24 protein-coding genes and 1 tRNA gene are annotated in these 23926 nt (G+C 54.1%); 18 read left to right on the top strand and 7 right to left on the bottom strand.

All coding sequences use genetic code 11. The annotated features are described in order from the left end of the window. Positions 1-29: 29 nt before the first annotated feature. Together JIN85_RS11110 and JIN85_RS11105 are read left to right on the top strand one after the other, a co-directional pair. The gene (locus tag JIN85_RS11110) at positions 30-647 is read left to right on the top strand and encodes a hypothetical protein (protein ID WP_200270635.1); all 618 of its coding nucleotides are present in this window, start codon (positions 30-32) and stop codon (positions 645-647) included. Further along, on the top strand, positions 644-1687 hold the full coding sequence (locus tag JIN85_RS11105) for a hypothetical protein (protein WP_200270633.1): 1044 nt from the start codon (positions 644-646) through the stop codon (positions 1685-1687). The genes JIN85_RS11110 and JIN85_RS11105 overlap by 4 nt, the downstream gene beginning before the upstream one ends. A gap of 24 nt (positions 1688-1711) precedes the next feature. Here the strand turns inward: JIN85_RS11105 and JIN85_RS11100 are convergent, their stop codons facing one another. After that, positions 1712-2344 carry a hypothetical protein gene (locus tag JIN85_RS11100; RefSeq protein WP_200270631.1) on the bottom strand — a complete coding sequence of 211 codons (633 nt, stop codon included), beginning with the start codon at positions 2342-2344 and terminating at the stop codon, positions 1712-1714. Between the two features lie 167 nt (positions 2345-2511). Further along, on the bottom strand, positions 2512-3405 hold the full coding sequence (locus tag JIN85_RS11095; RefSeq protein ID WP_200270629.1) for an SDR family oxidoreductase: 894 nt from the start codon (positions 3403-3405) through the stop codon (positions 2512-2514). 123 nt (positions 3406-3528) lie between these two features. On the opposite strand from JIN85_RS11095, the gene JIN85_RS11090 reads away from it, so the two are divergent. Both JIN85_RS11090 and JIN85_RS11085 read left to right on the top strand, forming a co-directional pair. After that, positions 3529-4452, top strand: a complete 924-nt coding sequence (locus JIN85_RS11090) for an AraC family transcriptional regulator (RefSeq protein WP_200270627.1) — start codon at positions 3529-3531, stop codon at positions 4450-4452. Positions 4453-4487: 35 nt separating this feature from the next. Continuing rightward, entirely contained in the window at positions 4488-4871 is a 384-nt protein-coding gene (locus JIN85_RS11085) for a hypothetical protein (RefSeq protein WP_200270625.1), read from the top strand. Between the two features lie 47 nt (positions 4872-4918). Here JIN85_RS11085 and JIN85_RS11080 read toward each other — a convergent pair whose 3' ends face one another. Next, positions 4919-5860, bottom strand: coding sequence for a hypothetical protein (locus JIN85_RS11080; RefSeq protein ID WP_200270623.1), 942 nt, complete (start codon positions 5858-5860; stop codon positions 4919-4921). Positions 5861-6102: 242 nt separating this feature from the next. Continuing rightward, the gene (locus tag JIN85_RS11075) at positions 6103-6885 is read right to left on the bottom strand and encodes a hypothetical protein (protein WP_200270621.1); all 783 of its coding nucleotides are present in this window, start codon (positions 6883-6885) and stop codon (positions 6103-6105) included. An 813-nt stretch (positions 6886-7698) separates the two neighbouring features. On the opposite strand from JIN85_RS11075, the gene prfA reads away from it, so the two are divergent. The 12 genes from prfA to JIN85_RS11015 all read left to right on the top strand — a co-directional run bounded on the left by prfA (position 7699) and on the right by JIN85_RS11015 (position 18710). Beyond that, positions 7699-8772 carry a peptide chain release factor 1 gene (prfA, locus tag JIN85_RS11070; RefSeq protein ID WP_200270619.1) on the top strand — a complete coding sequence of 358 codons (1074 nt, stop codon included), beginning with the start codon at positions 7699-7701 and terminating at the stop codon, positions 8770-8772. Between the two features lie 105 nt (positions 8773-8877). Further along, positions 8878-11025 (top strand): AMP-binding protein, encoded by a 2148-nt coding sequence (locus JIN85_RS11065; RefSeq protein ID WP_200270617.1) that lies wholly within the window; start codon positions 8878-8880, stop codon positions 11023-11025. 24 nt (positions 11026-11049) lie between these two features. Beyond that, complete coding sequence (gene trpA, locus JIN85_RS11060) at positions 11050-11847, top strand: tryptophan synthase subunit alpha (RefSeq protein ID WP_200270615.1); 798 nt, start codon at positions 11050-11052, stop codon at positions 11845-11847. Between the two features lie 46 nt (positions 11848-11893). Further along, entirely contained in the window at positions 11894-12148 is a 255-nt protein-coding gene (locus tag JIN85_RS11055) for a hypothetical protein (protein ID WP_200270613.1), read from the top strand. Then, positions 12145-12537, top strand: a complete 393-nt coding sequence (locus tag JIN85_RS11050; RefSeq protein WP_200270611.1) for a type II toxin-antitoxin system VapC family toxin — start codon at positions 12145-12147, stop codon at positions 12535-12537. The genes JIN85_RS11055 and JIN85_RS11050 overlap by 4 nt, the downstream gene beginning before the upstream one ends. Positions 12538-12553: 16 nt before the next feature. Continuing rightward, complete coding sequence (dapF, locus tag JIN85_RS11045; protein ID WP_200270609.1) at positions 12554-13366, top strand: diaminopimelate epimerase; 813 nt, start codon at positions 12554-12556, stop codon at positions 13364-13366. A gap of 21 nt (positions 13367-13387) precedes the next feature. Continuing rightward, on the top strand, positions 13388-13981 hold the full coding sequence (locus JIN85_RS11040) for a MarC family protein (protein ID WP_200270607.1): 594 nt from the start codon (positions 13388-13390) through the stop codon (positions 13979-13981). Between the two features lie 57 nt (positions 13982-14038). Next, positions 14039-14938, top strand: coding sequence for a 4-hydroxy-tetrahydrodipicolinate synthase (dapA, locus tag JIN85_RS11035; protein WP_234047376.1), 900 nt, complete (start codon positions 14039-14041; stop codon positions 14936-14938). Positions 14939-14981: 43 nt separating this feature from the next. Further along, positions 14982-16046, top strand: a complete 1065-nt coding sequence (locus JIN85_RS11030; RefSeq protein ID WP_200270605.1) for a pyridoxal-phosphate-dependent aminotransferase family protein — start codon at positions 14982-14984, stop codon at positions 16044-16046. Positions 16047-16150: 104 nt separating this feature from the next. Next, positions 16151-17272 (top strand): M20 family metallopeptidase, encoded by a 1122-nt coding sequence (locus tag JIN85_RS11025; RefSeq protein WP_200270603.1) that lies wholly within the window; start codon positions 16151-16153, stop codon positions 17270-17272. 6 nt (positions 17273-17278) lie between these two features. Next, a complete protein-coding gene (locus JIN85_RS11020) occupies positions 17279-17983 on the top strand; it encodes an SDR family oxidoreductase (protein WP_200270601.1) in 705 nt (234 codons plus the stop codon). Positions 17984-17993: 10 nt separating this feature from the next. Further along, positions 17994-18710 (top strand): hypothetical protein, encoded by a 717-nt coding sequence (locus JIN85_RS11015; protein WP_200270599.1) that lies wholly within the window; start codon positions 17994-17996, stop codon positions 18708-18710. Positions 18711-18829: 119 nt separating this feature from the next. Here JIN85_RS11015 and rplT read toward each other — a convergent pair whose 3' ends face one another. The 3 genes from rplT to JIN85_RS11000 form a co-directional block, all read right to left on the bottom strand. Further along, positions 18830-19210 carry a 50S ribosomal protein L20 gene (gene rplT, locus JIN85_RS11010; protein ID WP_200270596.1) on the bottom strand — a complete coding sequence of 127 codons (381 nt, stop codon included), beginning with the start codon at positions 19208-19210 and terminating at the stop codon, positions 18830-18832. 139 nt (positions 19211-19349) lie between these two features. After that, positions 19350-19559, bottom strand: a complete 210-nt coding sequence (rpmI, locus tag JIN85_RS11005; RefSeq protein WP_200270594.1) for a 50S ribosomal protein L35 — start codon at positions 19557-19559, stop codon at positions 19350-19352. A 97-nt stretch (positions 19560-19656) separates the two neighbouring features. After that, on the bottom strand, positions 19657-21081 hold the full coding sequence (locus JIN85_RS11000; RefSeq protein ID WP_200270592.1) for an MATE family efflux transporter: 1425 nt from the start codon (positions 21079-21081) through the stop codon (positions 19657-19659). Between the two features lie 145 nt (positions 21082-21226). Between JIN85_RS11000 and JIN85_RS10995 the strand changes: the two genes are divergently transcribed. Further along, entirely contained in the window at positions 21227-23230 is a 2004-nt protein-coding gene (locus JIN85_RS10995) for an ATP-dependent helicase (RefSeq protein WP_200270590.1), read from the top strand. 75 nt (positions 23231-23305) lie between these two features. Continuing rightward, positions 23306-23380: transfer RNA gene (locus tag JIN85_RS10990), tRNA-Thr, on the top strand. The last annotated feature ends 546 nt before the right edge of the window (positions 23381-23926 follow it).

The raw sequence follows: 23926 nt of genomic DNA, 5'->3' as shown, positions 1-23926 counted from the left end.
CCGCGGAACTCCCCCCGCGGAGAGCTGAAATGTCACCCGAACCAACACCCCTCAACCCGTCGCAAGCGGTCGAGCGGATCCGCGAAATCATCGTGGGCCGCCATCTGGAGCGACTTGAAGAGCGCGTCGCCCGGCTGGAATCGTCGGCTGCAACGCCCATGTTTTCTACGCCCATGGCTGGACACCTGAGCGGGCTTGATGGCCGAACTTCCCTAGTTGAGCAGAGTTTGCGTCAGTTGATCGATGAAACGCGGCAAGAGGTTCGCCAGAGTCATTTAATTCAACAAACTGAAATCCAGCGGATTGCCGCACAAATTCAGGAAATCCATCAGACTCGCTCTGCGGAAATCTCCCCGGAATACACTCAGAAACTTGAGCATCAGATCACGCAGTGGCTGACAGGCTGGCAGCATGCCTTCCAAAGGCACATGGATCAGCGAGATCAGCAAATCCAGCAGCGGATCGAAACCCATCTTGAGGAGTCCAGGCACCTCACTCAGCAAAAAATCGACGCACTTCAGGAGAGCATCCCAGATCGTGCCCAGATCGAAGCCCACTTCGGTCGGATCGCCGCTGCAGCAAAAGCATTGGCGGAATGTGCATCGGCGCCGATTTTTACAAAATCCACCGAAACCCCGCTCCAATGACGCTTTCCTCGCTCCGTCCACTGCCCATTCCGCCGTTGCATCTGGCGCCGGAATCCAGCGGAGCGTCGTCATTCGATGCGTTCCCATCACTTGCAGATCTGGTTGCGAGCTTGATGAAAACTCAATCAAACCTGCGGCTGGAAGCAAAACCCCGAAGTTACCCGACTTTCCCTCAATCTTCCATTCCCACCAGCGAAAACCCAGTGGCTGACCATTCTCAAGCGCTCGAAATCCCCCCTGCACCACTTCCCCGATCCATTTTCCCGAAAGAGTTGCTACCGGTTAAAGCTGAAATCGCGAAAACAGTACCCATTTTTCAGCCGGTTCCGGTTAGCCCGAACCTTCATTCCAATCCTCACCCTCCCGAAAAGCAGACGACCCAAGAGCCAGACTTCACCGATGACGATCTGCGGCAGGCACTTGCGCCACTCATTCACGGAGCGATTCGATCCCGTGAATCGAGATTGCATCTGGAATTGGAGCCGATGCTGCGCGCCACCGTGAGGCGGTCACTGGCTGAGTTTTCATCGACCCAGCGTCCATTTCGCGCCCCTCGCTGGATGGATCGAACCAAGTGGAGATTGGAGGCTCTGTTTACGAGCCGGACTTACGAGGAAATCCTTTTCAAGAAAACCCACCGCTTCCAGGTCGATGAGGTATTTGCGCTAGATGCAGCTTCACTTTCGCTCATTTCCTACGCCAGCTGCGATCCAGCCCGGCATTCGACCATCACCCGCATCACACCGACAGTCCATCGACTCGCCAGTCAATTGCGCGACCAGGACGGGCGATTTCGCCCCATGCTCGAACTCCCTGACCGCAGGACGCTGGTCTCGTTCCGCGGACGCTGGATTATCCTGATGGCTTTGGTCCGGGGAAAACCGAATGAATTTCTCACATCCGATATGGAATATTCGCTGGAGCGGATCGAAGAGCGGTTCAAGGATCGGTTCAAAACTGAAGGCTCCCCGTTGCTTCAGGCCCTGCAGCCATTTTTGGAAGACTGCCTTCTCATCCAGGCGCCGACCAGTAATCTTTGACGATTGAAGCCACTGCCTTCGTAATCAGTCGCAATCCTCGCTGATCATATCAAAACGATTCTCAAGGTCGTAATAGCGATCATAAAGAAATTGATTCGGCAGTAACGTTTGCCGACCCGTGAATCCTGCCCATTTGGCAACGGTCCAGACTTCACGTTCCGAATCAAAAGCCTGCAAGGATCCTGTTTTGAAATCGAACAAGATGTATTTCAGAGTGCTTTCCGCTCTGATCTCAGCCACCATCAAAGATGAATCGATTGCAAAACGAGTGATATCAGATATCACCTGCGATATGGAACCATTTGGATCCTCGATCGATCCGCCCGGATCATATCTTCCCAACTGTCCAGAATCCAACGTGTCGACCCAAGACAATTGGTAGGGGAAAACCAAAGGCATTCGCCACCAATCACGAAATCCGGGATAAGTATAGAATTCTTCGGGTATCTGTGATTTTTTAGCAATGTCCAATTTGCTCTCCAAAAACTCTCTTCGCTGCGCAATCGCCATTACTTTGGACTTTTCTCGTCGAAGGGTAGATTGATGGTGTGCTGATTTCAAACTACGGAATTGATGATAGCCGAAATAACAAATTCCACCAGCTAGGAAAAGACCGATAACCATCAAAATCCCACATCCGACTAATGGATTTTTCATGGATGGCATATGCATTCAGGTTATCCCAATTCAATAGCGACCATCAAAGTCCTGAATGATCGATGGGATCGAGATCTAACAATCGAGAAGCATATCCGCAACACCGAATGCGCTCATCGACCGACATGACCATTCAGGACAAGTTACAACTCTAACAGGATGACGGATTAAGATCCGAAACAACGCATTTGTTCTAGATCTGAGATCAATCCCGGACCAACTGGCTCCCAATCGAGCAGTTCACGCGTCAATTGGCTGGATGCTGTCATATCCATTCTGGCAAACATTGCCAACCAGCCGAAGTAATCACTTGCTCCATCTGCAGGGATCGAAACCACGGGAACTTCCAAACCCCGACCGATCACCTCTGCGATCTCACGATGAGCTACCCCTTCTTCAGCAACGGCATGATAACGCGCACCCGGAACGGCTTTCTCCGCTACCAGTCGATACAAACGTGCAGCATCCAAGCGATGAACCGCAGGCCAACGGATTTCACCATCACCGAGATAACCGGCCTTTCCTTTTTCCCGTGCGACTTCGATGAGGTAAGATATCAATCCCTGTTTCAGCGGATCGTGAACTTGCGGAAGCCTCACCACCGAAACATTCACTCCACGCTCTAACAATGCATTCCCAGCAATTTCTGATGCGGCTCTGGGATTGGGATGATGCGAATCAAAATAGGTTTCCTTTGCGGGTTCACCCGGCACCGCATTTCCCATACCAGTGCCTGAGGAGATGACCAGCGGTCGATCCGAACCAGCCAATGCTGAACCAAGCACCTCAATGGCACGAGCATCGATCGCACATACTTCCTGGAAACGAGAAAAATCGTGGATGAATCCGGTGTGGATCACTCCGTCGGATTCCGCAGCTCCGGATTGCAAACTTTCCAAATTCTCCAGATCACCACGATGCGGGATCGCCCCTGCTGCTGATAGTTTTTGGACTGCATCTTCGGAACGAGCCAAGCCCAGCACTTCATGACCCGCAGCCATAAGTTCCGCCACAACGGCGGTGCCAATGAATCCGGTGGCTCCAGTTACAAATAGTTTCATATCATTCTTTGGGATTAAAAACGCAGGCCGCTATTGCGGTTCGCTGGGAGCATGTTAGTCCTCTGACACGAGACGGTCTATGCGATGAAATCCGGATTTTCGTCGCGATCGTCCAACAAGATCATGGATACCCTATCAGATGTGCTATCTTTGTTAGAGCCGCGTAGTTACATGGCGGGCGGCATTGATGTCGGGAGTGACGTCTCCGTACGGTTCCCAAAGCATCAAGGTATCAAGTGCTACGCCCTGGTGTCCGGCCAATGCTGGTTAACCGTCGAGGATGGCTCTGATCCCTTGTTAATGAATGCCGGAGATTGTTTTATTCTTCCTAGGGGTCTCCCCTTTCACCTAGCCTCATCACTGGAGCTGGCACCTGTCGATTTTCATCAACTTATGCCTGCTGGCAGAGTGAACGGTGGTGTTGTAAAGGTGCATGGGGGTGGTCATTCTTTTATCGTCGGCGGCTATTTTCACCTCGATGACCGGTATGCCCAAATCTTACTCGGAGAACTGCCAACTGTCGTTCACCTCAGATCAGAATCCGATAAATCTGCCATGCGTTGGTCGCTCCATCGGATGATGCAGGAATTGCGGGAACCGCAACCTGGAGGTTTTCTCGTGATCCAACATTTGGCGACTCTGATGCTGGTCCAGGCATTGAGACTTCATTTATCCGATGGAATCCAATCGGGTTCAGGGTGGCTGGCGGCATTATCAGATCGACAAATTCGGATAACGATTGATGCCATGCATTCCGAGCCAGCTCGCCAATGGACCTTGCAAGACCTGGCCAAGCTCGCATCCATGTCCAGATCATCGTTCGCAGCCCGCTTCAAAGAAACGGTGGGGAGTTCACCCATGGATTATCTCACGCGCTGGCGAATGCTCCGCGCTGGACATCGATTAATCCACACCGACGATCCAATCTCCGTCATTGCTCCCATGTTCGGATACGAATCCGAAAGCGCCTTCGGAAATGCATTCAAACGCATCATGGGCTGCTCTCCACGAAGTTATAGTCGAGATAGAAAAACAACAGCGCACTGACACAGTCAGATACCAACCCGAAATCATCATTCAAAATGGAATTCAGAATTACGCCTTCAATCGAATTACGCAATCATCTTTCAACTCTTGAAAGTGATCCGACTTCACCATCGACTTCGGACATCTGCACCACGATTCACATCGATTCAAAATCGGGCGATCGGTCCTGGATTCAAATCTATCAGGAAATGATTAATTTCCAACATTTCGACACGACCCTCAAAGACGAAATTCTTGGTGAAATATTAGATCGGTTTCCCGTACCCGACACCATAGATCTTGATCCTGGTAATTATGTAACATTTCCTATCACGGATTTCACCACACAAGAGCTTAACTCCTTTTTCGATTTGTTGATGGTGGATTATTTCGGTGCAACTTCCCTAAATGGCATTCATATAAGCTCGGAATCTCTTTGAGAGCATTCAAAGCATCGTGGTTTCAAAAATCAATATCACCTCATCAATTAGTTCGCCACACCTGACTGAACTTTCAGCAATGCCTCGTACTGCTCGGCAGGAATCTTCATTTGATCCATCATCTTCAAAGCCATTTCGGGATCCTTACCCCAGTTTGTCAGACGAATGCTTTCAAGCCATTGATTCATTACACTAATACGGAACTCTTCAGGCAGAGTCGCAAAATATTCGATTTTCTCATCGCGAAATTGGCTGATTGAGCTAACCGCAAAATCCAAGCGATCCTGCCTCGCACCCAATTGATTCATCATCATTTCTGAATCTCTTGCATCACAATGCCGCGCTAGATCATTGAGTTCCATTTTTCGATAACGATCCGGAACCTTCCCAATCTCGTCCGCCATCCATTTGATCGCTTCCTGTCTTCCTGCCACAGCCGATCGTCCGTCGAGCATGCTTCCGGCGATTTCCCATTGGAACCCTTCCAGCATGCAAGCGGCAGCTTCATCGGGATCTTTTGCCGCCAAATACTTGAACGCCTCGACTTTACCGGCGGAGGAGCTCGTCTGTGAAAGATACTCTCTGAAATTAAAATCTTCGGCAAATTCAGTATAACCCATACCAACCCCTTCGCCCCAGAGATTCTCTGATTTGAGTAATTCCGATGCTCCCCGCACGGCAGATGCTTTCAAGGCGTCGATGGTCATCTGCAGCACCAGATTCAACTCCATCGAGAGTCCTCTCGCTTGCAACTCAGATTTGGCCAACTCCGGTTCAGCACTAGCAATTGTGCAGAAAAGGAAACCCATTGCCTGTTCATTGCCTTCAAAAGCAACTCGATCGAGACATTTGATCCCCTCGCGGCGATAGATCTCCCTCGCGATGGCCCGTCGGAGCAGGAGTTCCGATGTCGAAATTCGGACCGGTGAATCGGATGAAAGCAACTCCCGGTATAGCTGGTCCGTATGACTCCGCGAAATCCAATTCATCAATTCCTGTGGCAAACCCTCATTCAATTCCATTCGTTGGGCCAAGTTCCTAAATGAATGGGATTGCAATTGAGCTTTACCCGTATTCGAACGAAGAATCGACTTACTATTCAGGGCATTGAGTGCAACCCCACTGGATCGATTCGTTGATTCGTGAGCTGGCTTACCCACAAACCAACCCATGCTTGTGCCAAAGAGAGCCAGAAAACCCAGAGCGATCTTATGTCGGAATCCTTGCATCATTAGGGATGAAAAATTCGATTTAGAATTGCATCTGACCGATCTGGAGCAACTTTCATTTTATCCAATGTTTCTTGAAGTTTCTGTCTGGTCTGAAATAGGTATCTAGCCGGACCTTGATTGATTCTTTCCAAAACTTCCACACCGTCTTCGGGTTCCTTCAAGGTAAACAGTTGATTGCGAAGTCGCACCAGATTCCAAGTTGTTTCGAATGATTTTTTGATAAGATCGATTCTGATTTCTTTTTCTTGCAAATCATTGACCAATTCCTGCCATGCCTCCGGTTGCTGCTTCAGTGAATCGGCGAGAGACGTTGCGTATTCGGCGGCATCTTCATACTGCATGTCATTGAACTTTTCAGCCAGCCACTTTGTCCGATTGATTCCTTGCTGTAACTGCTCTGAATCGCGGGAGGAGCTTGGAATATCGGTAAATAATTGATCAAAATTGCTCACTGCTTCATCCGAGATTAGAGCATCAAATGCCCCTTCCGAATCTTGCTCCATCCACGAACCACCGAAGAAGCAGGCACCCTTCTTTAACAATTCGGCATCCTTGGCATGATCGTATAAAGCTGAGAAATCAAAACCTTCAGGAAATTCGACGTTCTTGGCATAAAATGAGTCTAGTCCACCCGCCTTTATCGATTCGAGTGTTGAGAGAACTTCCGTGACCCCATTTTTCGCAGCCAGTTTGATCGCCTTGCCAAGGATTTCTCCGTAGCCGACCGATCGGGTTGAGATAAACATTTCTCGATGAGCCATGACATAATCCAAACCTTCCATCGCCCGATCATCCGGCCAGTTGGAACTCAATATACTGCTCAACTGTCGCTGGATCGTCTCGGATGGCAATTCTTCCAACCAGCGGATGCATGCATCAAGGTCCCGACGACACCATTCACCAAATAGTAGATTCAAGAGTTTGTTTTCATTGCTCAAACTCAACGCGATGCGGGGATCTTTGACACCTTCATCCAATGCAGCGCGTAATTGATCATCCGTCCAATTAGACCACTCCGACGCAAATGGATCCAAAATAGAATACTCACCGTCCGAATTCTTCCAACGATTCACTGCATCATCCAATGAGCTGGAAGTCACCGTCACGCTCCTTTCCCGCTGCCGAACTGGCTTTGATTTCACTTCGGCGGCGGATGGTTTTGACATCCTCGAACTTAAAAATCCGATGAGAAAAGCACCTAAGAAAATCCCAAGCGGAATTCGCATGACAGCCGATTATCCAAGTATTTGTTGAAATGCAAGAATTTGCATCCCACAGGCAAAAATCTCACTCAATCAACTCGGTATGAGTTTGATCAACCCATCGCTCTAGTCATCCGAATTTATATTAAAATGATAGGATAAGCAGCATCGATCAATTATAAAAATTTCGCAATCATTTGAATTCAAAAAACAAGGATCCATAGAATTCATTGGTTTGATCCCCCTGCCTGGAGCCGCGAGAACGTCGATTCCGCATTTCACGGATCGCCCCGTTAGATGGTTTTTACGAAAAATGGTCGACACCTGGCTCGCCCGCTACCCTTCCCTTGCATTTCTTCCATCCGCGACTCAGGTTGGGGCCCGCTTATTTCCATGGACTATTCGTCGCTCATCTCCAAACGCCGCCTCCGCTTCGCCGAGCTCGAAGAGGCTGTCGGTGATCCTGATCTTTTCTCGAATCCTAAACGAGCCACGGAAATCCTGCGCGAGCACCGGAATCTCAAGCATTCTCTGGATTTGTGGGAAAGTCTTGAAACCCTGAAACGCCAGCTCGCAGATAATCAGGAACTGGCCAAATCGGACGATCCGGACTTTGCAGCCATGGCGGCTGAGGAAATTCCTGGTCAGGAAGAACAGATCGAAGAACTCTCGACCCAGCTCCAATATGCGCTGCTCCCTGCAGATCCGAACGAGGACCGCGATGCCTTGGTCGAAATCCGCGCAGGTGCCGGCGGCGATGAGGCGTCGCTGTTCGCTGCCGAGTTGATGCGGATGTACCAGCGTCACGCGGAAACCCGCGGGTGGAAGGCAGAGCATTTGGAAAGCTCTCCCTCGGAAGTTGGTGGCTTCAAGGAAGTGATTCTGAAAATCACCGGCGATGAGGTATTCCGATATTTGAAATACGAATCCGGTGTCCATCGAGTCCAACGCGTTCCTTCGACCGAGACCCAGGGCCGGGTTCACACGTCGACCGTCACCGTCGCGGTGTTGCCGGAGGCTGAAGAAGTCGATGTTGAGCTGAAGCAGGATGATCTCCGAATTGAAGTCTGCCGCGCGGGTGGCGCTGGCGGACAGCACGTGAACCGGACCGAATCCGCCGTGCAGGTTTTCCACCTGCCCACGGGGCTTTACGTCCGTTGCGAAGATGGCCGCTCACAAACTCAAAATAAGGAAAAGGCGCTGCAAATTCTCCGAACCCGGCTCTACGAGCAAAAACTGCGCGAACAGCAGCTCGCTTACTCGGAGCATCGACGTTCATTGATCGGCTCTGGCGATCGTTCGGAGAAAATCCGCACCTACAATTTCCCACAGAGTCGGATCACGGATCACCGGATCGGATTCACCTCGCATAATCTAACAGGCGTGCTTTCTGGTGACCTCTCGGAATTCACCAACGAGCTGCAAAAAACCGAAATGGCGGAGCGCTTGGCGGAAGCCGGCTTGTAAGTTCGTGTTTTTTATCGGAAAAAACCGTGTCAGGTTGGGAAAAATCCCACTGAATTGCGTAGAAAAAACTGCTACGCGCTGATTTTCCGCATCGATTTTCCCAAAATGTCATCATCCACCACACAAACCCTTCACCTTGAGCGGCTCCCGAAATCAGGCGCTCTGGTCATTCCGGGTCGGCTCGATCTTCCCCATCTTCATCACCTGGAGCGTATTTTCGCCGGACGTAAAATTACCTGGCTGATTGAAGAATCATCGCAGCATGAGCCTTCGCTGCGCGCATTTCTCGAGAAATCAAACTCGGGAGCCATGTTTTCCGCGGGCGATTCCGCGCCTGCAGCAGCGGGAACACAACTAAAAGCCTTCCTCGCCAATGGCGGAGTGCTCATTTATGTCCCGGGCGGCGCGAAACCCCGGCTTGGCAGTGCCTGCCACATCCAGTCATCGCACCTCAAAACCCTGACATCGTTCGGTTTGCCGGTTCTGCCGATCGCAATCGATTGCCCTCGCGAATCCCACCTCATCACCGAGAGCCCCGCTTCTCTGCCTCCTGCCATCTTTTGCATCGGCAAGTTGCTGAACGAATCCGAAGTCAGTCTGGCCAACTATCAGCAAAATTTGTTTGAGGCATTTGAGGAGGCCTATGCGACGCGGCCGATTTTCAAATCGTCCCTCACAACCGTCCTCGTTCAAGGCCTGAAACGAAACGCGAAATGCCGTGTGCTCGATGGCTCCGACGATTCAGAACTCACTTACCACAAGGTCTTGGCCGTTGCCATCGCCTTTTCCAAAGTGATCAAAGAGGAGACCAACAAGCCTCGCGTGGCCATCATTTTGCCACCTGGCAAGGCTGGACTGATCGCAAACCTCGCGGTGCTGCTGGCTGGAAAAACACCGATCAACCTGAATTTCACCGCCGGCCACGACTCGATTAAATCCTCGATGCGCCAGTCCGGGGTCGACCGCTACATCACGGCGGATCCGTTCGTGCGAAAAGTGTCATCATTCCCATGGCCACCGAATCGGGACATCATCTTCATTGAGCGCATCCTACCCTCACTGAAACAGCAGGTCGTCAAATGGGCACTGATTACCAAAATCATGCCAACCAAGGCGCTGACCTTGCTACTGAACACCAACAAGCGACGTGGTGATGATGAAGCCACGCTCCTTTTCACCTCAGGATCTGCGGGCGAACCGAAGGGAGTGGTTCTCAACCATCGCAACGTCCTCGGCAACGTCTGTCAATTTGCCACCCGACTTGGATTGCCAAAAGGCTCGGCCATTCTTGGCTCCCTGCCGCTGTTTCACTCCTTTGGCTGCACCGTCACTCTGTGGTTCCCGGTGATCGAAGGGATTGACCTTGTCACCTACCCAAGTCCACTGGAAACCAAGCGCTTGGCCGAATTGATCGCCCTGCATCAGATCAAAATCCTGCTGGCTACCCCGACATTCCTGCGTGGCTACATGAAGCGCATCGATCCCGCGCAACTTGCATCCCTGCAATACGTGATCACTGGTGCTGAAAAACTTCCGCAAAGCCTGGCCGATGCGTTCGAACAGAAATTCGGCATGCGTCCTCAAGAAGGCTATGGCCTGACCGAAACCTCCCCGGTGACCAACGTGAACCTGCCAGAGCCGGAAGTCGCTCCGGGAATCACTCCCTTGCCATCGTCCAGGAACGGGTCGGTCGGCCAGTTGATCCCAGGCTTGGCCATCAAGCTCACCGATCCGGCGACCAACGAATCCGTCCCATTGGACAAACAAGGGATCATCTGGTTCAAGGGCCCCAACGTCTTCAACGGCTATCTCGACAATCCCACCAAAAGCGCCGAGGTGCTGGTCGATGGATGGTTCCGCACCGGCGATGTGGGCCGCGTGGATGAAGACGGATTCCTCTACATTGAGGGGCGGATTTCCAGATTTTCCAAAATCGCAGGCGAAATGGTCCCGCATGAAACCGTCGAGGCTGCGATCAACAAGGTTCTCGAACTGGATTCCGAGTCGGAGCGGAAAATCGCCATCGTCGGTGTGCCGGACGAGCAGAAAGGCGAAGCGATTCTGTTGCTATCCACCATTGCCGGTCCGGCTCACGAACAGGAGTGCATCGATCTACGCTACAAGCTGCTCGACTTGGGTCTGCCATCGCTCTGGTGCCCGAAGCAAATCATCCCGGTCGCTGAAATTCCGGTGCTTGCATCTGGAAAACTCGATATCAAGGGTTGCGAAATGCTCGCCAAAAAGGCGGAGTGACGTTTCCCGGTTTCCCCATATCCCATGCCAAATCGCATCGATTCCCTTTTCGCCAATCTCCGGTCCTCCAACCAAAAGGCCTTCATCGCCTACGTGGCTGCTGGGGATCCGGACTTTGATACCTCACTCGAAGTCATCAAGGCCCTCGCAGACGCCGGGGCCGATTTGATCGAGCTGGGACTGCCATTTTCTGATCCACTTGCCGACGGCATCGTCAACCAAATGGCGGCGGATCGAGCCCTAAAGGCTGGCATGACGACGCCACGGGTGCTCGAACTGATCCGCAAATTCCGCGAGACTCACGAGACGCCGATCGTGCTTTTCACCTATCTGAATCCGATTTTCACCTACGGTTTCGAGAAATTCCAAAGCGACGCGGTTGCCGCCGGAGCGGACGGGATTTTGCTACTTGATCTCCCGCCGGATGAAGTCGCCGCGAATACCGGATTGGCGACAAATCCGGATCTCAAGGTTATCCGCCTGATTGCGCCAACCACTCCTTCGGATCGCGTAAAAAAACTCGCAACTCAATCAGAAGGATTCATTTACGCACTTTCCCGGACTGGAGTAACCGGCGGCCACGGTGGACCGTCTGCCAATATTTCCGCTCAAGTCGCCGCGATCAAATCCCACACGGAAACGCCGGTTTGCGTCGGCTTCGGCATCAGCAATCCAGAGCAGGCGGCCATGGTCGCAGCTGCAGCGGACGGCGTGATCGTCGGATCCGCCATCGTGAAACAGGTCGAGATGAATCCCGATCACGCCGCTCAAGCGGTGCGGGATTTTGTCACACCCTTGATCGCCTCGACCAAAGGCGTTTGAATCCAGCTCAATTGACATGCCTACACTCGTCCTTTAGAGTGCAGGCATGAAGGGCAAGCAATACACCATCCGAGGCATTTCGGAGCAGTTGGATCATGCCCTTCGGGAAGAGGCGGCGCGATATGGTAAATCGCTGAACGCCTTGTTGATCGATAAACTTTCCGACTCCTGCAAACTCTCTCCTGAACGCAAAACCAACGGACTGGAGAAATTTGCCGGATGCATGGAGCCAGATCCAGATTTTGATGCCGCGATCAAAGAATTTGATCGGGTCGACGCAGAACTGGACGACTGGCGATGAAATCTGACCTGCTCCTCGATACGAATGCCTATTCGGACTTCGGCCGTAGACTCAAATGGTTGGATGTAATCCCATACGCGGCTCAAATCTTCATTCCACTGATGGTGATTGGCGAACTCAGGAGTGGATTTCGCAATGGCCGCCATTTCCAAAAAAATGAGGACGATTTACAGGATTTCCTTTCACAAGGGACGGTGCGGGTTCTCGCTCCAGACCTCCAAACGACGTTCCATTACTCCATCATTTTCACGGATCTGAAATCTCGCGGCATCATCATCCCTCAAAACGACCTCTGGATCGCAGCTTTAGCCGTGCAACACGGACTTTGGCTTTGCACTTCTGACGCGCATTTCGATCATCTGCCGCAGCTGCTCCGCATCCAATCCTGAAACTTTCTCCACCACCATGCTTCTTCACTTCTACAAAATGAACGGTGCCGGTAACGATTTCATCGTCATCGACAATCGCGACCTGTCCAACAACCTCGACACCGACACGATCGCCGCGCTTTGCGATCGCCATCGCGGCATCGGTGCCGATGGCCTGCTCGCTGTCGAGCCAGCGGAAAATGGCGCCGACTACAAATTCCGCTATTACAATGCCGACGGTGGCGAAGCCGAAATGTGCGGCAATGGCGCCCGTTGCTTCGGCCGATTCACCTCTCATTTGACGGAGGAAATGCCGGAAAAGGTGAGCTTCGAAACCATCGCCGGAACTCTCGACGCGGTCATGATTGGCGACGACGTGCGCATCGCGATGTCCACGCCAAAGGATCTACAACTCAACCTGCCGATCTCGATCGACGATCTGGATGCCAAGATGCATTTCATCAATACCGGCGTCCCCCACGTCGTGAGTTTCGTGGAAAGCCTCGACGAATTGGATGTTTTCAACCACGGCCGCGATATCCGCCAGCACTCGCATTTCGCCCCAGCCGGCACGAACGCCAACTTTGCCAAAGTGCTCGCGCCCGATCACATCGCCATCCGCACCTACGAGCGCGGAGTGGAAGATGAAACGCTCGCCTGTGGCACCGGCATGGTCGCCTGCGCATTGGTCCATCATCTTCTGACTGGCGCACCATCGCCGATCAAGGTGGATGTCGAAGGCGGAGACACTCTCGAAATCGGCTTCGAAAAAACCGGCGACGACAGCTTCACCAACGTCACCCTCACCGGCCCGGCGGACTTTGTGTTCGAAGGCGAAATCGAAATCTGATCCACGCCCGGATTTTACCGAATGGATCTGTTCGCGTTCACCGTCACGTTTTTCCTGGTGCTCGATCCATTCGGCAACGCACCGGTTTTCCACGCGGTTCTGGCCAAGGTTCCGGAACCGCGACGCAAGGCAGTGCTTGCCCGCGAGTTGCTGTTTTCATTGGCCATCCTGATGGGCTTTCTGCTTTTCGGGAAGCATGTCCTCGGGTTCCTCGGACTGCGACCGCCGACACTCAGCATTTCGGGAGGCATTGTGCTGTTTCTGATCGCTCTCGGTATGGTCTTCCCTGCCAGAGGCATGCTTGGTGGGGAGTCAGAGGACGATGAACCCTACATTGTGCCAATGGCCGTTCCCCTGATTGCCGGGCCTTCAAGCATTGCCCTGCTGTTATTGGTCAGCTCGAAACATCCCGACCACCTCACCCAAATCGCCTTCGCCGCTACAGGAGCCTGGCTTGCCTCATCGCTGATTCTCTGGTTTTCGCCCGTGGTGTTGCGCGCGCTTGGTCCGCGAGGCAGCCGGGCAATCGAGCGACTGATGGGCCTTCTCCTGATTCTGGTATCAGTCCAAATGTTCCTGGACGGAGTGGCGACTTACCAAGCTGCGACCCATTAATTCACAATATCTGCCATTTTCCCCAGATACAGATTGGACGATCGTAAAATGACGTTCATGCTCCCAACAATCATGCGTTTCACCGGAACACACACCGCCCTTATCACCCCTTTCCGCGACGGCCAAATTGACGCCCCCGCTTTCAAGTCGTTGATCGATCGACAAATTGCGGGCGGCATTGACGGTATCGTGCCAGTCGGCACCACCGGCGAATCCCCGACGCTGGACATGGAAGAACACATCGAGGTCGTTCGCCTCGCCGTCGAATACGCCGCAGGTCGCTGCCTGGTCATCGCCGGTACCGGAGCAAACTCCACCTCGGAAGCCATCGAGCTGACCGAAGCCGCCGAAAAAATCGGCGCCGATGCAACTCTCCAAGTCTGCCCGTATTACAACAAGCCATCGCAAGAAGGCGTCTATCTCCATTACCGCGCCATCGCTGAGTCCACCAATCTACCGGTCATGCTTTATAGCGTTCCCGGCCGCTCCGGGATCGAGATTGCTCCGGAAACGGCTGCACGCCTCGCGGCCGATTGCCCGACGATTACCGCGATCAAAGAAGCCGGCGGTTCGGTTGACCGCATCAACCAACTGGTCTCCGTATTGCCGGAAGATTTCGGCATTCTCAGCGGCGATGATCCACTCACCCTGCCCTTCATGGCATGCGGTGCCAACGGACTGGTTTCGGTCGCGTCCAACCTGATTCCGGATGTCATGTCGAAGCTCGTCCGCACCTGCCTCGCAGGCGATTTCGCCGACGCTCTGGCGCAGCAAAAGCAATACTATCCATTGTTCCGCGGCTTGATGTCGCTCGATACAAATCCGGTGCCGATCAAATCCGCCGTCGCCCTGCAAGGTCACTGCTCGAGCGAATTGCGCCTGCCGCTTGCTCCACTTTCCGACGAAGCCAACGAGAAGCTGATTGCGCTGATGAAGGAGTTCAAGCTCCTCAGCTGATTCGCCGCCGGTTTAACCCATTTTACCGATCCACCCAAAACCCATGTCAAAACTCTTCATTCCAGGCCCCATCGACGTCTCGAAAGAAACCTACGCCGCCATGTGCAGGCCGATGATCGGTCACCGTGGCGCGGAGTTCGAGGCGTTGTATGCTTCAACCCAACCCGGTCTGCAGGAAATCGCCGGAACCACCCGCCCGGTTTTCCTTTCCACCTCGTCCGCCTGGGGCGTGATGGAAGCTTCACTGCGCAACCTCTGCGCGAAAAAAGTGCTCAACCTTTGCAACGGAGCCTTCTCAGACAAATGGTTCGATGTTGCGAAAAAACTCGGCCTGGAAGCGGACAAGATCCAAGCCGAATGGGGCGAAACGATCGATCCTGAAGCCGTTCGTCAAAAGCTTGAAGAAGGCGGTTTTGACCTCGTCACCCTCATCCATAACGAAACCTCGACCGGCGTGATGGTCGATCTCGAGGCCATCGCCAAAGTGGTTAAATCGTTCCCGGATGTTTTGTTGGTCGTGGATACCGTTTCGTCGTTTTCCGCCGTGCCGACGCCGATGGACGCACTCGGCATCGATGTGCTTTTGGCCGGTGTCCAAAAAGCACTCGCGCTGCCGCCTGGACTGACCATTTTTGCCTGCTCCGAAGCTGCGATCGAGCGCGCCAAGGTTCAGCCGAACCGCGGTTACTACTTCGATTTCATCGAGTTCGCCAAGAACGCGGAAAAGAACAACACGCCCTCGACCCCGTCGATTTCCCACATCTTCGGGCTCCAGCACATTCTCGAAGAAATCCACAAGGAAGGACTCGAGGCCCGCTTCGCCCGCCACCGCTCGAACAATCAGCTGATTCATGAGTGGGGTGCCCGCCATGGCTTCGAAAACTTCGCGCCGGAAGGCCACCAATCGGTCTCGCTGACCTGCTTCAAAACTCCCGAAAGCCTCGACCTTTCGGACTTTATGAAAGAGCTGAAGAGCAAACACGGCTTCGTGATCAACGGCGGCTACGGAAAAATCAAAGGTCTGACATTCCGTATTTCCAACATGGGCAACGAAACCACCGAGACCATGCAGGAGCTGATCACGGCAATGGACGACGTGCTCGGATAATCGATTGGTAAATTCCTGATCTGACTCAAAGGACGCCCACGAAATCGGGCGTCCTTTTCTCTTCCCTTGATTCCTGATCGCGGAAGCCCGAGTCTATCGACGTCATGCCAGCCGACGTCGTTTCCCTGCTCCAACATCTCGTCCGGATTCCTTCCGTCAATCCTGACAACAATCCGGGAACGGAACTGACTGGCGAAATGGAAATCGCCAACTTTCTCGCCGCTTGGCTGGAAGGACTCGGCGCCGAGGCAATTGTCGAAGAAATCCGCCCTGGCCGCCCCAATCTGATCGCTCGCTTCGCTCCGCTCGATGGGCGGCCGAGAATCCTGTTCGGTCCACACCTCGACACGGTTGGAGTTGGCGGCATGATCATCGATCCATTCGACGGCGGAGTCCGCGATGGCAAGATCTGGGGCCGTGGCGCATCCGACACCAAAGGCCCGATGGCCGCAATGTTGTGGGCCTTGCGCGAAACTCGCGAGCTGCAGGCAACGCTGCCCGTGGCGGTCGATTTCGTCGCCTTCATGGGTGAGGAATCCTGCCAATTCGGCTCCAAGGATTTCGTCAAAAACCACGGCCACCATTATTCGTTCGCCCTGGTCGGCGAACCCACCAATCTACAAACCGTCCACACCACCAAAGGGTCACTCTGGACCAGTTTGCAAGCCACCGGCAAGGCTGCCCATTCCTCGCAACCCGAGCGCGGGGAAAATGCGATCCTCAAACTGGCTCGCGCACTCGATGTGTTAGACCGTCACTTGGTTCCCAAACTCAAGGAATTCGATCACCCGGTGCTCGGCCACTCGACGCTCAATGTGGGCACAATTGAAGGCGGCTCACGCCCGAACATTGTCCCCGATTTCGCGACGGCGGAAATCGACATCCGCATTACCCCGTCATTGGCAGCAGCTGGTGGTGCGCTGAAATTGCTCACGGAAACGATCACTGCTTTTGACCTTCCGATTGAAATCGTCGACCCGGTCGAGAATCCGCCGATGGAGACTTCACCCGATCATCCGGTGATCAAATCCTTGCTCGCCAATGGCTCCGGCCTCACCGGCGCCCCGTGGTTTTCCGATGCCGCCCACCTCGCCCACGGCGGGATTCCCGGGATCTGCATCGGGCCGGGATCGATTGATCAAGCGCACACCATCGACGAATTCATCAAGGTCTCGGATCTTGAAGCCGGTGCCGCCTTTTTCGAAAAGTTCATTCGCAGTCTTTGATCCTCCATGTCCCCCCTCAAAGGAAAAACGGTGCTGGTCACTGGCGCTTCCAGCGGCATCGGCCTTTCGCTCTGCAAGTTTCTGTTAGATCGCGGCGCCAATGTCCTTGGCGTCACCCGCCGACCGTCCGCACTGCCTGGTGGTGTCACTCCCATCCAGGCGGATCTAACCAAACGCGAGGAGATCTCCGCCATTTTCCAGGGACTCGGCAAGATCGATGCCTTGGTGAACTCAGCCGGTATCGCCTACCTGTCGCGGATCGCTGATGGAAACCCAGCCGATTGGGAAGAGATGTGGCGGGTCAACGTGATGGCCCTCGCCCTTTGCTGTCAGCTCTCGCTGAAGCATTTCCCATCGAACGGTGGACGCATCGTCAATGTTTCGTCACTCAGCGGTCACCGGGTTCCCCCGACGGGTGGCTTCTACGCACCTACTAAGTTTGCCGTAAAAGGCATCACTCAAGCACTGCGCAGCGAACTGAAAGCCATCCACTCGCCGGTTCAGGTTGCTGCGGTTTCGCCGGGATTCGTCGATACCCCGTTGCTGGAGCAATACTTCCGTGGCCGCGAAGATGTCCTTTCCCAAACCCGCGAAAATGTCCGCATGCTGGACTCCGAGGATGTTGCCTGGGCCATTCTCAGCATTCTCGAAGCGCCAGCACATGTCGAGATTGCCGACATTCTGCTGCGCGGCAGTGGTCAACACATGTAAGCCCAACTCCATGATTCGCCGTATCATTCTGCTACTTTGCTCGCTGGCGATTTGCCTGAGCATCAGCTCGTGCATCGATGGCAAGGAGGAGATCTGGCTCAACGCGGATGGCAGTGGCAAAGCGGAATTCCATTACCAGATCCCAGCTACAGCCGCTTCGTTCAAAGGCGGAGCCGACGGAATTGATGCGATGCTGGCCGATTTGCTAAAGAACCAACCGGAGGCCACCCACTCGGCCGTCTCGGAGAATGGCAGGGTCAGTATCGCCGTGAGCTTGCCCTTCAAATCAGCGGACGATCTCAAAAGCCTGGCCACCTTGAAAGACTCTGGATCGATGCCGGATTCCTTCAAATACTTTGCCGGAAAAATCGATTTCGCCCAATCCGGCCGCACCATCTCGGTCAGCCGGACCGTAGACCCAGGCAAAGCCCTGCCGGGATCTGGATTTTATCCGAAATCGCAGCTCAAAAATCACCAGTTGAGCTACATCGTTCATCTACCCCTGGCTGCGACGGAATCGAATGCGACCCGAACCGAAGATGCCGGTAAAACCCTGATCTGGGAGGTGCCACTTGCCAAAGCGCTGCGGGCACCCATCACCACCCGATTCAAGGCGATCATTCCAATCCCAGGCTGGCTGATTGGGATAGCCATCGGAGCTGGCGTTGCCGCTCTCGCGATCGTTTTTCTCATCGTCCGCGCTCTGAAGAAGCGGCGAAAGGGCTGAGGTCTGCTTGATGACACGATACATCGTTTCGCGCCGGGGAAAAGTAACCATCGTGAGCACAAAAAAACCGCCGCCCGAAGGTATCGGACGGCGGTTGGTTGAATCTCAATCCTTCAATCTCAAGCAGCGGCTTTCGAAGCTTTGTCTTCGAGAGCTTTTTTCACCTGAGCAATGATTGCCGAAAACGCGGCAGGATCCTGGATCGCGATGTCGGAGAGGATCTTGCGATCCGCTTCGATACCTGCGGCCTTGAGACCTTCGATGAAGCGTGAGTAGGTCAGATCTTCAGCGCGGACAGCAGCGTTGATACGCTGAGTCCACAAGCGGCGGAACTGGCCCTTGCGCTTTTTACGGTCGCGGTATTCGTAAGTTTCAGCCTTACGAACAGCGTCCTTGGCGTAACGGAAGAGCTTCGAGCGGAATCCGCGGAAGCCCTTGGCCCGGAGCAAGACGCGCTTACGACGCTTGCGGCTGGCCGGTGAGTTAGTGGCACGTGGCATTTTCTATTTTCTGTTTGAACGGACCGTTGTTTTCCTATCCTCCCGCAGTCTCGACCGTTCTTGTCTCCCTCTCGGGATCAGGCTGCATGAAGGCCGTCCGATTCGCGGACGGTAGCGTTGTCGTCGCCAGCGTTTCTCGTTAATGGAAGGGAAGGTTCTCCTTGACGTTTTTAATGTCAGCATCGGAAACGAGGGCTGCTTGACCGAGAACGCGTTTGCGTTTGCGGTTCTTGCACTGAAGCAAGTGGCGCTTTCCTTGTTTACGACGAAGTACTTTCCCTGTGCCCGTCACTTTGAAGCGTTTGGCTACGGCTTTCCGTGTCTTTGCTTTTCCTCCGACTCTTGGCATGGGACGGGCAAACTAGGGTCCCGCCCCGCGTTGGCAAGGCAAAAATGGTGTTATTTCACATTGATGAAGGATTTTTCCAGCAATCAAGGTTTGGAGATCAAACTTTTGCCTCCAGCCACTTGCCGCGGAAATGAGCCCAGGAAAGAATCATCGATTGGGTCGCGAGGTCCGCCCCAAAAATCAGCCAGACGAAATGAAGGCTGAACCAAGGCTGTGACTGGCACAACAGCACCAGCAAAACCCGGTAAAACGCCATGCTGACAAAGGAGCATCGCATCACCAAAGCCGTCGCCCCTGCGGTGCGCATGGAAGTCTTCAGCAACACACAAGTCGCGGCGAATGGTTGGGAAAACGCGCAAACGACCACCGCCGGGCCCGCCAGTTGCTGGAAAATCTCACTGCCCGGAGCCAGCAGGTCGATCATCGGCCGCCTGAAAACGAAGATGCCAACTGCGATACTGCCCATGAGGATGGCTGCAATTTTCCAGCACAGCCGCACGGACCGCACCGCCATTTCCTTGGACCCTGCGCCCAGATATTGGCCGACCAAGGCCGAGCCGGCGGTGGCGATCGCAAAACCAGGAAGCAGGCTCATCGATTCCATCCGGATGGTGATAAAGTGCGCCCCAAGTGCCGCATCGCCCAACATTCTGGAGATCGCATGCACGCCGAAAAGCTGGATCGCCCACATGCAGGTGATCTCGATCGCTTGCGGTGAGCCGACCCGGGCGATCCGGCGCATCACGGTGGCGCATGGCCGCAACCCGTCGATCGTCCAATTCAAAATTCCGCTTTTCACCGCTAAAATGACGCTGACCGTGGCCAGTCCCGTCGCCCAGCCACACAACGTTCCAGCAGCGATGCCCGCCATGCCGTGACCACCGATCGGTGCCGGGCCGAACACGAAGAGCGCGCTCAACGCCATGTTCATCAAATTCACCACACACATGCCGATGAACGGCGTCCGGGTATCACCCGCCCCACGCAAGGCCGCATTGATGCAGAACATGGCTCCGCTGATCGGGCAGGAAATCGCGAACACGTGGATGAAATCCCGCGCGTAATGTTGAGCCAGCGGCGAGAGGCCCAACATGCCTCCAAGAATCGGCATGCAGACCAGCAACAAGCCCGTGGAAAGCATTCCTGTTAGAATTCCCAACAGCAGCCCTTGCCCCAGTCCCTGATTGGCCAATTTCTGATCTCTCGCACCGGTGGCGCGCGAAACCAGCGCCATCACGCCGGTCGCCATCGCGCCCTGGAGAATGCTGGAAAACCACGTGAGGTAAACATTGAAACCCATCGATGCCAGCACGGCGACTTTGTCATAAAGCCGTTCGTCCATTCGCCCCGCAATGAATTGGTCGGAGTAGCCGACAAAAAACGCCAGGATCTGCTCTAGCAGCGGCCAAAACGCGAGCACCGCTACCTGGCGCGGCAATGACAATCCGCCCAAAGTCCCGGCCAGCCGAACTTCCGGCTCCGCCCGCCGTTTGGCTTCTAAAGTAATTCCGGGTTTCGACATGGTCCGGCCCAGCCGTATCCCTTCCTGGGGAAAAACACAACACGAGCCGATATCGATTTTTTTGCCGGTCTTTTCTAGCCCGGACCGGCATCGGGCTTCGCCGCTATTGCAAATCCCCCGCCATCCGGTTTCGATGCAGCTTCCGATGGCTCACGCATTTTCATTCGACTCCCTCAACACCGCACAACGACAAGCCGTGGGCACCTTGGACGGCCCGGTGCTGATCCTTGCAGGTGCCGGGACCGGGAAAACGCGCACCGTGACCTGTCGGATCGCCCACATGCTGGAAAAGAAGATCCCGGCGGAAGAGATTCTGGCGGTTACTTTCACCAACAAGGCCGCTTCGGAAATGCGCGAACGGATCGGCGGCATGGTTTCCAAAAAAGCTGCGGGAGAGATGACGGTTTGTACCTTCCACTCGCTCTGCGTCCGCATCCTGCGCGGCGGCATCGACAAGCTCGGTTACAAAAAGAATTTCTCGATCTGTTCTCACTCCGATCAGGTCGGCATCATGAAACAGCTTCTCGTTCGCAAAGGCGGGAGCGACGAAAAAGTAAAACCGGACACCGTCCTTTCGGCGATTTCCGGAGCCAAGAACAAGGGGCTTGATCCCGCGGATCTGGAGGATGATTTCTTCGCAACCCTCGCGGTGGCTTACCAAAACGAACTGCGCGCGCAGAATGCGGTCGATTTTGATGACCTGCTGCTGCTTGCAGAAAAAATTCTCAGCGAGCATGCCGATGTCCGGGAATACTTCCGCCACCGCTACACGCGGGTGACGGTCGATGAGTTCCAGGATACCAACGCATTGCAGATGCGACTTTTGCAGCAGCTGGTGGGACCACCTTACCACGTCTGCGTGGTGGGCGACGATGACCAATCGATCTACGGCTGGCGCGGTGCGGAAAGTGCGAACATTCTGCAGTTCGAGCGATTCTTCCCCGATCCGAAGATCATCCGCCTGGAAGAAAATTATCGTTCCACCCACGCGGTGCTTCACACCGCCAACTCGCTGATCAAACACAACCTCGGACGCCGCGAAAAAATCCTGCGCTCTACCCGCAAAGGCGGCGACCCTGTCCGCGTCGTCGCAATGCCGGGCGATGAGGAAGAAGCGGAGTTCATCGCCGAGGAAATTCTGGCTGGCAAAAGCGCCGTGGGCCGCGCCTGGGAAGACTTCGCCGTTTTGTTCCGCACCAATGGCCAAAGCCGGAAACTCGAATCCGCGCTCCGTGAACGCAAGATTCCCTACCGGATGGTTGGTGCGCAGAGCTTTTACGATCGCCGGGAAGTGCGGGACGCACTCGCCTACGCCCAACTGCTGGCATCACCGGATGCGGATGTTCCCCTGCTGCGGGTGATCAACGCCCCCAACCGCGGCATTGGACAAACCACTGCCGTGCTGGCGACCGATTGGAGCCGCGAGCATCACGAATCGGTCTGGCAAGCGCTGTGTGATCCGGAATTTACCGATACCCTCGGCCCGAAAGCTCGCACCGCCGTGCAGGAATTTGTCGCGCTCATTGCCGGTGCTAAAAACCGCATCGATCTCAATCACGAGAGCCCGGCCGAGGTCCTGGATGGAATGCTCAAGGAAATGGAGTATCTCCAATGGATCGAGCGCGGTTGCAAAACCGAAACCGAGCGCGTGCAACGCGGTGAAGGCCTGCACAACGTGATCGACAGCCTGCGCAAACACGTCGCCAAAGGCAAAAAACTGCAGTCTTTCCTCGATGATTCTGCCCTCGCCTCCGATCGCGAGGACGATGATCTGGAAAAGAAACAAGGTGCCACGCTCATCACCCTGCACGCTTCCAAGGGGCTGGAATTTCCCATCGTTTTCCTGGTGGGGCTGGAAGAAGGTTTCCTCCCCCACTCACGCAGCATCGTGGAAGGCACCAAGGATGAGGAGCGGCGATTGCTCTACGTCGGCATCACCCGCGCCCAGGATCAACTCACCCTCACCTACTGCTCCAAACGTAAAAAATGGGGCCAGGAAACCCACTGCGAAGCGAGCTCGTTCATCGGTGAGCTGGACGATGAATACATGGATCACACCAGTTACGACGACATTCTTGGAGCCGAAGCGAGCACCGAAGACCTCGGCAATTTCTTCGGCAGCCTCAAGGGTCTGCTTGATGACATCTGATTCACCGACCGAAGGAGAATGCATTTCCGGCTTGCCGTGACAGGCAAGCTCTGATTCCTTCCGCCAAGTCGAGACGCCGCTGTAGCTCAGGGGTAGAGCAATTCATTCGTAATGAATAGGTCGTCGGTTCAAATCCGACCAGCGGCTCCATGATTTTGAATCAGTTGCACCTGCAACTAGCGGGTCCGCACCCATTTTTGAGGATGAGCCGGAAGAGCCTCATTTATGAGGAAGAGCGCTTTTTCCGCCGAGCTATTCCCACGCGCATCCCCTTTCCTGCCGCCGGGCGTGACAAACTCCGGATTTTCACTTCGTGTCAACTTCCCATCACGCTGGCAGGACAATCGCCAAAGGCGACTGGCTAGAGTTGCCCCTGAGAACCTCGAACTCTCAACTGCTCCTGATATTTTGGAACGTAAGGGCCGTTTCCGAGATGAATATCCAATTCTCAAATCCACCATGAAATCTTTGCGATCCAAAAATTCAAGATTTCTGAATGAGATGTACAATAAATTATTGGTCAGTACGTTACAAATCACAGGCAAACACACCATTGACAATAAAACCGCGATATCCAATATGAGTCAGAACGAATTATACTGTTAGCCGAAGAAAATGAACACGATCACTGCATTGCTAGGCACCCTGCTCTTGATGTGTTCGAGCGTTTGCCACGCGCTTCCAGATACGCTCGCG

The organism is Luteolibacter pohnpeiensis, from assembly GCF_016595435.1.
In the GTDB taxonomy this organism is placed as follows: Bacteria; Verrucomicrobiota; Verrucomicrobiia; order Verrucomicrobiales; family Akkermansiaceae; genus Luteolibacter; species Luteolibacter pohnpeiensis.
This window is presented reverse-complemented; position numbering and strand designations above follow the sequence as displayed.